This window comes from Roseomonas sp. KE2513 (assembly GCF_016107305.1).
In the GTDB taxonomy this organism is placed as follows: domain Bacteria; phylum Pseudomonadota; class Alphaproteobacteria; order Acetobacterales; family Acetobacteraceae; genus Roseomonas.
The window spans coordinates 153,766-166,486 of the sequence record NZ_RCVR01000005.1 but is presented as its reverse complement, the minus strand read 5'-3'; the positions used below and the strand labels follow the sequence as shown (position 1 = coordinate 166,486).

At 70.6% G+C, this 12,721-nt stretch carries 9 protein-coding genes; all 9 read right to left on the bottom strand.

Annotated elements, in window-relative coordinates; genetic code table 11:
- Positions 1-18 precede the first annotated feature (18 nt).
- The 9 genes from D9599_RS07360 to D9599_RS07320 all read right to left on the bottom strand — a co-directional run bounded on the left by D9599_RS07360 (position 19) and on the right by D9599_RS07320 (position 12,721).
- Entirely contained in the window at positions 19-2,010 is a 1,992-nt protein-coding gene (locus D9599_RS07360; RefSeq protein ID WP_198380568.1) for a glycosyltransferase, read from the bottom strand.
- 6 nt (positions 2,011-2,016) lie between these two features.
- Entirely contained in the window at positions 2,017-3,027 is a 1,011-nt protein-coding gene (locus tag D9599_RS07355) for an NAD-dependent epimerase/dehydratase family protein (protein WP_198380567.1), read from the bottom strand.
- Positions 3,028-3,032: 5 nt separating this feature from the next.
- Entirely contained in the window at positions 3,033-4,172 is a 1,140-nt protein-coding gene (locus tag D9599_RS07350) for a hypothetical protein (RefSeq protein ID WP_198380566.1), read from the bottom strand.
- Between the two features lie 91 nt (positions 4,173-4,263).
- Positions 4,264-4,929 carry an ABC transporter ATP-binding protein gene (locus D9599_RS07345; protein ID WP_198380565.1) on the bottom strand — a complete coding sequence of 222 codons (666 nt, stop codon included), beginning with the start codon at positions 4,927-4,929 and terminating at the stop codon, positions 4,264-4,266.
- Positions 4,926-5,756, bottom strand: coding sequence for an ABC transporter permease (locus D9599_RS07340; RefSeq protein WP_198380564.1), 831 nt, complete (start codon positions 5,754-5,756; stop codon positions 4,926-4,928). The genes D9599_RS07345 and D9599_RS07340 overlap by 4 nt, the downstream gene beginning before the upstream one ends.
- 71 nt (positions 5,757-5,827) lie before the next feature.
- Positions 5,828-7,129, bottom strand: a complete 1,302-nt coding sequence (locus D9599_RS07335; protein WP_198380563.1) for a hypothetical protein — start codon at positions 7,127-7,129, stop codon at positions 5,828-5,830.
- Positions 7,126-8,481, bottom strand: coding sequence for a UDP-glucose/GDP-mannose dehydrogenase family protein (locus D9599_RS07330; RefSeq protein ID WP_198380562.1), 1,356 nt, complete (start codon positions 8,479-8,481; stop codon positions 7,126-7,128). The genes D9599_RS07335 and D9599_RS07330 overlap by 4 nt, the downstream gene beginning before the upstream one ends.
- Positions 8,478-11,033, bottom strand: coding sequence for a glycosyltransferase (locus D9599_RS32230; RefSeq protein WP_198380561.1), 2,556 nt, complete (start codon positions 11,031-11,033; stop codon positions 8,478-8,480). Before D9599_RS32230 ends, D9599_RS07330 begins: the two co-directional genes overlap by 4 nt.
- Positions 11,030-12,721 (bottom strand): hypothetical protein, encoded by a 1,692-nt coding sequence (locus D9599_RS07320; RefSeq protein WP_198380560.1) that lies wholly within the window; start codon positions 12,719-12,721, stop codon positions 11,030-11,032. Before D9599_RS07320 ends, D9599_RS32230 begins: the two co-directional genes overlap by 4 nt.

The window sequence follows — 12,721 nt, the reverse complement described above, 5'->3', positions numbered from 1 at the left end:
ACCAGCCTGACGAATCTTCTACCGGGCATAGCTTTCCACCGTCCCTTCCAGCATCCGATCGACCGAAAAATGGTCCGTGACGAAGCGCCTCGCGGCCTGAGACATCGGGCCGGCGCGGCCGCCCGCCTCCATTACCTGGAGCACCCGTTCGGTGATCTCCTCGGACCGCAGCGTCTCGGCGCTCTCCAGAAGGAAGCCTGTCTCGCCGTGGAGGATCGCTTCCGAGGTGCCGCCCGCCGGTGTTGCGACGGCGGGGACGCCGGCTAGCTGGGCCTCCAGCACGACGTTCGGCATTCCCTCGAAGCGAGAGAGGAGCACCAGGCAATCCATCTGGGACAGCCAGTAGCCGACCTCCGTGCACCGTCCGGTGAACAGGATCCGGCCGCCGAGGCACGCTGCCCTTGCCTCCGCCGAAGCGCGCAGCGGGCCGTCGCCGATGAGGATGAATCTCGCGTCGGGGCGCCTGGCGAGGAGCGTGGCCGCGAAATCGATGAACTCCAGGGGCCGCTTGTTCTCGTCGAAGCGCATGACGGCTCCGATGGTCAGGCCGGGAGGGCAGGCCGCGTCGAAGGCGGCCATCAGCGCTCGTGCCGCGGAGCTTCCCTTCGGGGAGAGCGGCGCGATACCGTTCGGCACCACCCGGATGCTGTCCGGGTCCATGCCGATGTACTGCGCGTAGCGGGCAGCCGCGAAGCGTGAGTTGGAGGTCCAGGTCACGCCGGGGATGGATGCGAGCAGGGGATAGAGCGACGCGTATTCGGGACTGTCGCGCCCCGGCCGGTCCGGTGGCGGCGCGGTTCGCACGGACAGCACGATGCGCGGAACGCCGGCGAGAAGGGCGGCCAGCGAGCAGGCGAGGATGGTTCCGTCCTGCCAGAGGTGGACGACGGACGGCGCCATCGCTTGGAGCGCGTGCGTCAGCCGTGCCGTTGCCTCGGCGACGCGGGGCGAGAGGAAGCGGTGAAGATCCGTCAGCTCGCCGGAGAGATGGTGCTCGGGCATGACGGCGTAGGACCACAGCCCGACGCCGTGCCGTTCCAGAACGGGCAGGAAGAAGGCCCCGCCCGGCCGGGCTTCCGTGGAACGGCAGATCACGCGGACCTGGCCCAAATTGTGCCCGCCAATCCGCCTCCGCTCCAGATGTGCCCCGTGCAGGCCGACGGCGGAGGTGACCATCTGGCGCTCCGCCCCGCCCGCGCCCAGGGACGCACCCACCATCACCACGTCACCCACCGAATCCTGGAAGGAAGGCGGTGCCTCCCGGCCTTCCGCGGCGCGCCGGATGAGGGAGGCAAGGACGGCGCTGCCGGCGTGGCCGTTCCCCTCGTGCTGCACGACGCGGTCCAGCACCGCCAGGTCGGATGCGATGCGTGCCGAGGCGGCCAGGAGCCGCGGCCTTGGTCCGAGCCGTTCCGCGCCCTGGTCGATGACATCGCGGGCGGCCCAGGGCCGCCCGCGCCGCTCCTCCACCTGCGCCCGTATCAGCCAGCCCATCTCGTATGCCGGATGCGAGCGGACGAGGCGGTCGAAGGCGGCATCCGCGAGGCGGGCCTCCCCGATCTCCTCCAGGGCGCGCGCCAGGAGGAGGGTGTCAGCGGGCAGCGTGGGCGGTTCAGGAAAGTGCCGTGCGAGTTCGACGGCGGCAAGCCCGGGGCCGTCGTTCCTCAGGGTCCAGCGCAGCGTCACCAGCATCGCGTCGTGATTTCGCTGGAAGCGTTGCAGCAGCGCACGCCAGGGGCCGATCGTGTCCTGCCGCTCCCGCAGTCGCTCCAGCAGGCGCAGCGCCAGGATCTGGAGCCGCTCCGTCGTCGGGTAGCGCGCTATCAGCCGGAGGACGTCGTCCAGCGCCGCCGATGCGTCGGGCCGGGACACCCAGGACTCCGCCATGCTGACGGTGCTCGATGGAGCAAGCTGGGATCCCATGCCACGAGCGACCGCGGCGCTCACCGGATCGGCTTCATCGGCCCCCGCATAGTCGAGATCCAACAGGGAGCTATCGCTGCCGTCCATGACGCGTCAGACGCCGTAATGGTCGCGGTACCAGTCCACGAAGGCTGCCACTCCCTTCCGGACGGGCGTGTTGGGCACAAAGCCCGTCAGCTCCGCCAGCGCCGAGGTGTCGGCCCATGTCCGGGGAACATCCCCTGCCTGCATCGGCAGATAGTTCCGCACCGTGTCGCATCCGGTCGCCTCCTCGACCGCTTCGATGAGGTCGATCAGCTCCACCGGCTGGTTGTTGCCGATGTTGACGATGCGAAAGGGCGCGGACTTGCTCTGGCAGGCGGGCGTGTCCGCCTCCACCCGTGGCGGCAGTCCAGCGAGGCGGACGACCGCTTCGACGAGGTCGTCCACATAGGTGAAGTCGCGCTGCATGCGGCCGTAGTTGAAGACGTCCAGCGGCTTGCCCGCGATTGCGGCGTCGGTGAACTTGAACAGGGCCATGTCGGGACGTCCCCAGGGGCCATAGACCGTGAAGAAGCGGAAGACCGTCGTCGGGATGCTCCAGAGGTGCGAGTAGGAATGGGCCATTCCCTCCGTCGCCTCCTTCGTCGCGGCGTAGAGCGTCAGGGGATGGGCCGTGCGGTGGTGCTCGGCGAAGGGCAGCTCGGTGTTCGCGCCGTAGACGGAGGAGGTGGACGCCATCAGCAGGTGGCCGACGCCGCGCTCCCTGGCCTGCTCCAGCACGTTGAAGGTGCCGACGAGGTTGGCGTTGATGTAGGCGCGGGGGTTCTCGAGGCTGTAGCGCACGCCGGCCTGGGCGGCGAGATGGATCATGACGTCCGGCTTCGCGGCGTCGAGCATCTCCTCCAGGGCGGCCTCGTTCTCGAGCATCGCCTCGCAGGAGGTGAAGCGCGGAAACTCGTGCAGCAAGGCGTGGCGGCGCTGCTTGAGGGACACGTCGTAGTAGTCTGTCATGCCGTCGAAGCCGGCCACGAAATGTCCGTCCTGCAGGAGGCGGCGGGCGAGATGGAACCCGATGAACCCCGCCGTTCCCGTCACGAAGAAGCGCTTGGGATTGAGGTGCATGGCTGTCACGTCCGATCGAGGATTGCGTGGTAGAGCAAGGTGGCCATCGCCCAGGCGATCAGGGCGCTGCCGGCCACCATGAGGATCGAGAGGGTGGCGTTGGGGTAGCTCGCCTCGCTTGCGAGCACCGGCCGGACATAGGTCACTACATAGCTCCGCTGGCGTGCCGCCTCCATCTGGGAGGATTGGGCCAGCCCCAGGGCCTGGGTGAAGTACTGCTCGGCGATCCGGAGTGCCGCTGTGAGCGCCTCGTTCTGCGAGAGGATCTCGGCCCAGGAGCTGCTGCTCCTGTCGCCGGCGCTTCGGCTGGACTGGCTGCCCGCATCGGCCAGTTGCGCGCGCAGGGCGCGGGCGCGCGCCGCCGCGGCGGCGTACATCGGGCTGCCCGGGCCGGATCCCGCGCGGAGGGCTTCGGCCTGGGCGTCCGCCACCGCGAGATCCTGACGCAGCTGCAGCTCGATCGCCGTGCCCGATGCGGAGGCCTTGCTCGGATCGAGCACGCCGGATGTCGTGCGGAAGCTCTGCATCTCGGCCAGGGCTGCGTTGAAGCGCCCGCGGGCGGTTTCGACCTGCTGCTCGGCCAGCCGCATCGAATCCGCGATGACGCGTTGCGACATGTCGTTGGCAAGCCGCTCGCTGCTCGCCAGCACGGCCTCCGCGAGGGCGAGGGATTCCGTGGCGGTGAAGGCGCGCGTGCTGATGGTGAGGACGCCGCGCGACAACTCGAACTGCGCCTTCACGTGTGACCGCCAGGCATCGAACAGGGTCTCGGTCGATGAGTCGGGGCGGAGGCGGACGATCGGGTCTGCCTTGGTGCTCGTCAGGATGGAGCGGACATCGAGACCGGCCCGCTGGACGTCCTCCATCGCCGGGACGGAGTGGATGTAGTCCACGATCCCGTATGACTGCGTCACTGGCGCGGCCGAGGTCGAGGGGCCGAGGGCGGCGACCAGCGACGACGGCCCGCCCCCGCCGCCCCGCTGGGAGTCGCCGATGCGGAGCGCCACCACCGCCTTCGTGACGTATTGAGGCGTGACAATCCAGTTGAAGTAGACGGAGGCCAGCAGCGTCGGCAGCACGACGACCAGCAGGAAGGACCAGAGCACGCCGTGGCTTCGCCGCCGCTCGACGGGGAAGTGCGGCAAGGTGAGGCCGGCTAGGACCGGTCTGTCCGGACGACCGGGTGGGGCGGCTGGTAGGCTTGGCTGCTTCGCTTCGGGCTCGCGGATATGGAGATCAGGCATCGGTCACCGCAATTCGGTTCTGGTAGGCGTCGGCGGCTTCATCGGCCGAGTGGAAGGCGTGGAGCTGCCCACAATCGAGGATCACGACGGTGTCGCAGAAGCGGCGCACGTTGGCGGCGCTCTGCGAGGCCATGATCAGGCCGGCGTGCCGCCGCCTTTCGGCCAGGGCGGCAAGGCATTTCCGCTTGAATCCGACATCGCCCACGGAGCTGACCTCGTCGATGAGGTAGACGTCGAATTCGATGGCGATGGACATCGCGAAGGTCACGCGGGCGCGCATCGTGTTCGAGTAGGTCAGCAGGGGCCGGTCGAAATGGGAGCCGATCTCGGCGAAGTCCCGCACGAAGCGGGTGATCTCGACCGGATCCGCGCCGTAGAGCCGGGCGATGAACTGCACGTTCTCCCGCGCGGAGAGGGTCGGGTGGAAGCCACCGCTGTATCCGAGCGGGAAGGATACCCGGCACGACCGTATGACCTGTCCCCGGTCGGGCAGTTCCATGCCGCCGATCATCCGGAGCAGGCTCGACTTCCCGCTGCCGTTCGCGCCGAGGATGCCGACGGCGGCGCTGCCGTCGAAGACAGCGGAGAGGGCGTCGCAGACGACGTGGCGGCTCGGCCCGTAGCCGTAGGCCTTCGAGACGTTGCGGAGCTCGATCATGTGTAGGCCAGCCGCGGACGGGCCGCGCGGAGCATGCTGAGGCCCAGCAGCAGGGAAGCCAGCACCCAGCCGATGAGATAGGTCCGGTCGAGGATGGGCGTGCTGTAGTCGGAACGGAAGCCGGTGCGGAACCACTGCACCGCGTGGAGCACGGGGTTCCACGACAGCCAGTACTGAAGGTTGCTCGGGATGCGGTCGACCGAGAAGAAGATCCCGGAGAAGATGTAGAGCGGACGGGTTAGCACGCCGTAGATGTGAACCCAGGAACTCCAGAGCGACATGGCCGTGGCGTTGACGAGCCCGACGCCCAGCCCGAGCGCGAAGGTCAGGAGCGCGGCAAGGACAGCCGTTTCCGGAGAGACCGGGGGTTCCATCACCTCCATTGCCAGCAGGAGGACGACGAGGATGGAGATGACCACCACCCAGGTCAGCCCCGCCAGCACGGCGCGCGCCACGATCATGTCGAGCGGCGAGACGAAGGGCATGCGCAGGACCTTCTGGCTTCCGCGCACCGCGCCGCCGACCTGCAGCGCGACCTTGTGGAAGAGGAAGAACGGCAGGACGCCCGTGATGAAGAAGAGCACGACGCTCGGGCCGACGGGCGCCCGGCGGTTGATGGCCCAGTACACGACGCACATGACGGCGACGTGCGACAGCGGTTCGATGAGGGCCCACAGGTAGCCGATGCTGCTTCGGCCGGACTGTGTCTTTGCCTCGCGCAGCAGGAGCGCACCCGACATCTGTGCCCGGCGGGCAAGTGCCTCCATGAAGCCCGGTTGCCGCTGGGGGACGGAAACCGGACCGCCGTGTCGATCGCTGCTCTTCATGGGATGAGATTATGGCTCGTCCACGGTGCGATCACGCGGTGATTGATCCAGATTGCGATCGAACTTGGTCCCTAGCGCGCGGCGCAGACATCGGGCCAGGAGGACGCCGCGCCTTGCGGGCCGGCGAAGCGCAGCAGGCACGCGGCAAGCTGGGTCGGGTCGCGGGTGGGATCGATGACGGGGATCGGGGCTGTCTCCGCCGCGAGCTCGGCGAGTGCGAGGTCGGGGGCGTGCTGGACGACGCGCAGGCGTCCCACCAAAATGGTGGTGTTCGCGGCGACTGCGCCGTCGGCCTCCGTCGAGACGTCCCCTGCCCTTTTCATCGCGGAGACGGGGCCGAGGCCGAGGCGGGGTTGCGCGGTGGGGTTGACGAGGATGTCGCCCTCGCTGGCAATCAGGCCGCCGCTCGCGGCCGCGGCGCCGTAGGCCGCGCCGCTGCGTCCGTCGGAATATATGGTGGGGGCGAGGACCGTGAGGTTGTTCACAGAATGCACGAAGGCTCCGGCGTCGGCCTTCGGGTGACGCTGGCCGGTCAGGAGGAACACGTTGGCGACGAGGCTCACGCGGATCATGGGCCGCATCCTGCCGGCCAGGTGATCGAGCGGTTGGGCGCACTCGGGTAGCCACTGCCTGGCGGTGCATGTGAGCACGCCGGCCAGCATGACCTTGTTGTGCGATTCGATGCGGTTGTAGGCGACGGAGACCCTGCCGGGATCGGTGGTCAACTCGCTTCTCACGACGTCGATGCATCCGTCGCCGCAGCGGGAGAAGTGGTTGTTGAGCAGGGCGACCCGATCGAAGCGGCCGCGCAGGCCTATTGCATCCGCGATCCTCGTATCGGGCTCCGAATAGTCGGACTTGGTGAAGCGGAGTCCGGCGACGAGGACGTTCTGGACGTGCTGCACGAGGAGCGTTGTCTGGTAGGCGGGGGCGTACAGGACGACACCCTCGCATCCACCGTCGATGGTGGTGTTCGAGGGGAGGCGGAGGCCTCGGCTGAGGTTTATCGTTCTCCCGGCGAGTTCCGGCGCGAAGGCGATCCAGCCGCCACCATCCTGGCGGGCCTTCTCGACCGCCCAGCGGATGGTGCCGGCCGCCGATGCGTCGCCCTCCGCGGTGTCGCGCACGAGGAGGAGGCGGTGGCCGAGCCCGCCCGTGGTACCGCGGGCCTCGCCCGGGATCCGCGACGGAAGCGGGTCCTCCCGGACGATTCCGGCGGCGTCCGTCACCGGCCGCCGGCATGTGGCCGGGACCGGCAGCGTGGCCGCGCGAGCTTCGGCGCGATCGAGGAAGTCCCGCGCTCCGGCCGGCTGCGCCTCCGCGTGCGGCGGCACGAGGAGGAGCAGCGCCAGCGCGGAGCGCAGGCGGATCATGGCAGCGCCAGCAGCGATTCCTGCGGCAGGCTGGGCGCGGTCACCTCCGAGGGGCAGCCGAGCCCGGTGTAGAGGAAGCCGCGCGCGCCGGCTTCTGCCGGCGTGTAGATGTTTCGGAGGTCCACGAGGATGGGCGCCCTCATGCTCAGCCGCAGCCGGTCGAGGTCGAGGGCTCGGAACATGTCCCACTCTGTGACCATCACGACGGCGTCGGCGCCCTGGGCCGCCTCGTAGGGCCCCTCGGCATAATCGACGTCCTGCAGCACGGCCTCCGCCTGCTCGCGTCCGGCGGGATCATAGGCGCGTATCCTGGCGCCGGCATCCTGCAGGGCGGTCACGATGGCGATAGAGGGAGCGTCGCGCATGTCGTCGGTGTTCGGCTTGAAGGTCAGGCCGAGCAGGGCGATAGTCTTGTTGCGCACGCTGCCGCCGCATGCCTGCACGACCTTGCGGCCCATCGCTCGCTTCCGCTGGTCGTTCACGCTGGCCACCGCTTCCGCGATCCGGCAGTTCGAGCCGTAGTCCTGGGCGGTCTTGATCAGCGCGCTCAGGTCCTTGGGGAAGCAGGATCCGCCGAAGCCGGGGCCGGCGTGCAGGAACTTGTTGCCGATGCGGCGGTCGAGGCCGATGCCCCGCGCCACGTCCTGCACGTTGCCGCCGACGCGCTCGCAGAGATCGGCGATCTCATTGATGAAGGTGATCTTGGTCGCGAGGAAGGCGTTCGCGGCGTATTTGGTGAGTTCCGAGGTGCGCCGGCCCGTGAACAGGATCGGGGCCTGGTTGAGGCAGAGGGGGCGGTAGACTTCCATCATCACCTCGCGCGCGAACTCGTCCTCGGTGCCGATGACGATGCGGTCAGGGCGCTTGAAGTCCTCGATCGCGGCGCCTTCGCGCAGGAATTCCGGGTTCGACACCACCGCGAAGGGCATGCCGGTGCGCTGGTCCTGGATGATGCGCTCCACCTGGTCACCGGTGCCCACGGGGACCGTCGACTTCAGGACGATCACGGCGTAGCCGGTGAGCTCCGAGGCGACGTCCTGCGCGGCCCGGTAGACGTAGCTCAGGTCCGCGTGGCCATCGCCGCGGCGGGATGGCGTGCCGACAGCGATGAACACCACCTCCGCGCCGGCGATGGCCCATGCCATGCTGGTGTCGAAGGCGAGGCGGCCTTCGGCCATGTTCCTGGCCACCAGCTCCTCCAGTCCCGGTTCGAAGATCGGGATGCGTGAGGCCTGTAACGCCGCGATCTTGGCGGGGTCCATATCGACGCATCGGACGTTGTGCCCGAAATCGGCCAGGCATGCTCCCGTGACGAGACCGACGTAGCCGGCGCCGACAATTGCTATTTTCATGGTTTGAACCCCTGTGGTTGATGGCTGACGCCATAGGCATCGAGGGTGTCGGACAACATTCTGGCGATGCCGAAACGCTGCTCGATGAAGGCTGGGGCGCCGACCCGCGCGCGGGCGCGCATCGGTTCGTCCCGCAGGACCCGCGCGACGGCATCGGCGAGGGGCCCGGCATCGTCCGTGGGGACGAGCACGCCGGTGATCCCGTCCAGCACCGCCTCGGCGGAGCCGCCCGCATTCGTCGTCACGACGGGTACGCCGAGGGCCTGCGCCTCGAGAAGAACGTTGGGCAGGCCTTCGACTTCGCTCGCGAGGAGCATCACGTCCATCGCGCCGATCCAGGGCTCCACGGGGCTGCGCCGCCCGGCGAGCGTCACGCGGCCGCTCAGGCCACGCTCCTTGATAAGGGCCTCCAGCTCGGCCCGCAGCGCGCCGTCGCCCACGATCACGAACCGGCTTCGCGGCACGCGGGCCGCGACGAGTTCCGCGACGGCGAGCCAGAGATGCGGGCGCTTGGCGGGCGCGAGGCGGAAGGTGCCGCCCATGAGGAGGTCGTCGGGCGCAAGGCCGAGTTCCGCGCGAACGGCCTGCCGTGCCGCGGCGGGCGCGCGTGCCCGCACCGCCGGAAGTTCGAGGCCATTGCGGATCACCTGGATCCGTCCCGGCGCCATGCCCAGCCAGCGCTCGTAGTCCTGGGCACCGGCGCCGGAGTTCGCCGTGAAATGCGCCCCGGGGCAGCGGGCCAGGGAGAGGTACATCGTGGACAGGTAGCGCCGGTAGCGGCGCCGGTCCGTCTCGGTGGCGACGACGTTGCGCGTGGAGGCGACGATGCGCGGCACGCCGGCCAGGACGGCCGCCACCGATCCGGAGGTGATGACGCCGTCCTGCCAGAGATGGACGAGTTCCGGGCGGAAGCGGCGGAAGCAGTCGTAGAGCTTGATGACGTCGCGCGAGATGCCGGCGGGCAGCGCGGCCATGAGCTCCAGGGCCGCCCGCGCCGCGGGCTCGGCGGCGGTGATGTCGCGGAACAGCGCTGGCGCCGACACCTTCGCGAGGTCCTCGATCGTCAGCTCCGGCACCTCGGCGACCGGGCGCATCGTGGAGCGGCCCCTTTCCGGGTTCAGATCCAGGCCGACGAGGACCGCGCGGCCCAGCCCGCGCTCGGCGAGGTGCCGCGCGACCCCGGCGGCGGAGAGCGCCACCTGCCTTTCCGCGCCGCCGGCGCTGAGGGACGAGGTCACGAGCATGAAGGTCGGGGTGGGGGCGATGAGGGGCCGTTCGGGCGGATGGAGCAGCGCGCGCTCGAACAGCGTGTCCGGGAACTCCGCGACGCCGGCGCCGGGGGCCGGGAGGCGGAGGGCCGCGGCGCAGCGCACCGCCATGCGGAGGGTTTCGGGCGCGGCATTGCCCTCCTCCACGGCGGCGGAGAGGTAGCCCCAGGCGCGCTGGTAGTGGCCGCCCTTGAGGAGCGCGGCGGCTGCGGTCCCGCGCGCCCGGCCGCGCGTCTGCGGGTGGGCCATCACCCCCGCGGCTAGGGCAGCGGCGCGGTCGTGCCAGCCGCAGGTGGATTCGAGCACGGCCAAGTCGACCAGCCCCTCGGCCCCCCTGCCCCGGAAGTAGACGCGCGCTTCCTCGAGGAGCTTTTCCAGCGCGGCGTTCCGTTCGAGGTTGGCGAGCGCCACCATCAGGCCCCGCCAGTGCTCGACCACCGTGCGGTCCAGCGTCAGGGCGTGCCGCCAGGCATCCGCGGCGCCCGCCCAGTCCTTGAACCCGGCCATGAGGCGCGCCTGCCCGACGCGCGGCCCTGCCTTGTCCGGCTCCAGCGCGACGATCCTGGCGGCGATGCCGAGCAGCGCCGCCTTGTCCTCGCCGGCCGATTGCGCCACGCGGAGCCGCGTGCGCCACAGTGCCGCGACGCCCGGGTGGACCGCGATGGCGCGTTCCAGCATGGCGACGGCGGCGGCGGTCTGGCTGAGGGCATCGCGGGCCTCGGCGATCCGCACCGCGGCGGCGATGGAACTGCTCCACATCCCCTCGGCCCGGTCGAGCGTGGCGCGCGCGGCCGCCGTGTTGCCGGCCCGATGGGCCTCGGTGGCGACGAGCGTCAGGGAGAAGGCGGTTTCCGGCCAGTCGGCGGCATGTTGCTCGAGGACGGCGCGGCGCGAGACCGGGCCCTCCGCGAGGCTGAGGCGCGCTTCCAGGAGCAGCTCGGCGGCGGCGAGATCGCCCGGCGAGACCGCGAGATAGGCGGAGAGCATGCGTTCCGCTTCCGCGTGGTCCCCGCGCTCCGCGGCGTAGCGGCCGAGGCGCCAGAGATGGCGTCCATCCCCACCGGGTCCGGCCTGGCGGCCGATCTCGAGCCAGAGCATGCGCGCGCGATGCTTGTTGCCGCTTGCTTCGAGGGCGGTGGCGAGCAGCGCCTTCGCTTCCGGTGCCTCGGGCGCGGCGTCCACGACGCCCTGCAGCAGGGCCACCGCCGCCTCGCTGTGGCCGGAGCGCAGGCAGGCGCGCCCGTCGCGCAGCCGCGCGGCCAAGTCGGGCGCGGCGGTGCTCACGCGGCCTCGCGTACGGCGGCGGGGACCTCGTCCTGGGCGGGCTTGGCGGCCGCTTTCCAGGCATTGCCGTCGAGGAAGGCCTGGCACCAGAGCTCCACGCCGAGCATGGCCCAGAGGGTGGCCGGATCGAGGTCCTGGCGGGCCTTGTGGCGGCGGAGCAGCGCGGGCACGCAGCCCTGGCTGAAGAGGTGGCGGTTGCGGGACGCGGAGCCCAGCAGGGTCTCCTCGGTGAAGTCGCGCAGCGCGGGCGCCATCGGGTTCCAGGCCGAGAGGTCCGCTTCGACGGGGCTCCGGCCCTGGACGAGCCAGCGCCGGGCGGCATCCGGCAGGCCGAGCAGGAGGCCGGACAGGCGGCTTTCCAGGAAGGGGCAGAGGATGGTGGCGCCGGTCAGGCTGGCCGCGACGTCGAGTGCCGGAAGCTCGCGCGCGGGCACCCTCATGGAGAGGTCGAGGCGTGCGGCCTCCGCCATGAGGAATGCCGGATCGGCCTCGCAGAGGGATGTCCCGTAGAGGTCCGGGGCGGCGAGGACGAGCGTGTGCAGGAGTGCCGGGCCGAGCAGCCCCATCCGGTCGCCCTCGGCCATCCCGCCGCTGGCGGCGTGCCAGAGGTCCCGGGCGGAGAGCGGGGCTTCGTGAAAGCCCCCGTCGGCCGGCTTCGTGCCCGAACCCTCCCGCAGCTTTGCCAAGTCGCGCTGGACGAGGCGGTAGCGGCGATGCGCCAGCAGCAACTCGGCCGCGCCCGTGGGGGCGAGCAGCAGCCCGCCCTCCGCCCCCGCGGCCAGCGCCGGGAGGATGGCGTCCGGTGCGATGGGCTCGCCCTGGTGCAGGACGAGGCGCTGGACGAGCTCCGGGTCTGGCGGCGGGATTTCCGCGGTGCTCTCCCGGACCCCTGGCATACAGGCGAGCAGCAAGGGGGTTCCTTCGCCGCTGCGCGGCGTCACGGCGCCCTCGTCCAGGCCCTGCTCCTTCAGGGCGGCGATGATGAGGGGGGTGAGGCTTCGCGCTGGGCGCACCGGCTCGGAACTGGTGGCAGGCATGCTCCACCAGCGCCGCTCCCGCACCGAGCCGTCCGCGCCGACTACCATCAGGTGGCCTGGGGGGAGGCGGCGCACGCGCATCAGCGGGCTGCATCCCAGCGGCGAGTACCCGAAGGCGATGATCGTCGAGAGGGCCGCAAGGTCCGGTTCGGGCCGGAGCCCGGGCCAGGCGAGCAGGGCCTGCAGCTCGGAGGCGAAGGCGACGGCGCCGTCCCTGCCGCCGATGGTGGCCACGAGGAGGGGGGACTGGCCGAAGCGGTCTCGCACGAGTGTCAGGATGCCGGTGGCCGTATCGAGGATCGCGATGGCGAAGGCCCCTTCGAGGCGGGGCAGCAGGGCCTCGTCCCAGGTCTCCCAGCCCGCGAGGATGGCGTCCGCATCCCCCGTGCCCTCCGGCTCGACACCCGCCGCGCGCAGGTCCGCAAGGAGTTCCGCCCTGTTCGTCAGCCGGCCGTCGAAGGCGAGGCTGTGGCGCGCGCCTGTCCGCGTGTTCCCGGACAGAAAAAGGGCGTGCCCGCGGGCGCGTTCCTCGAGCAACCAGCGGGCCTCGCCGGCATCGCGGTGCATCAGCCGCCGCCTGACCTCGTGCGCAGCCGTCATCGGTGCGGCGGCGGGCGGTGCCGCGCCGGCGTAACCAGCGAGGAGTCCCAT

Coding starts and splice junctions, on each gene's coding strand:
- D9599_RS07360 (WP_198380568.1), bottom strand. CDS start 2,010: ATGGACGGCAGCGATAGCTCCCTGTTGGATCTCGACTATGCGGGGGCC.
- D9599_RS07355 (WP_198380567.1), bottom strand. CDS start 3,027: ATGCACCTCAATCCCAAGCGCTTCTTCGTGACGGGAACGGCGGGGTTC.
- D9599_RS07345 (WP_198380565.1), bottom strand. CDS start 4,929: ATGATCGAGCTCCGCAACGTCTCGAAGGCCTACGGCTACGGGCCGAGC.
- D9599_RS07340 (WP_198380564.1), bottom strand. CDS start 5,756: ATGAAGAGCAGCGATCGACACGGCGGTCCGGTTTCCGTCCCCCAGCGG.
- D9599_RS07335 (WP_198380563.1), bottom strand. CDS start 7,129: ATGATCCGCCTGCGCTCCGCGCTGGCGCTGCTCCTCCTCGTGCCGCCG.
- D9599_RS07330 (WP_198380562.1), bottom strand. CDS start 8,481: ATGAAAATAGCAATTGTCGGCGCCGGCTACGTCGGTCTCGTCACGGGA.
- D9599_RS07320 (WP_198380560.1), bottom strand. CDS start 12,721: ATGGGACTCCTCGCTGGTTACGCCGGCGCGGCACCGCCCGCCGCCGCA.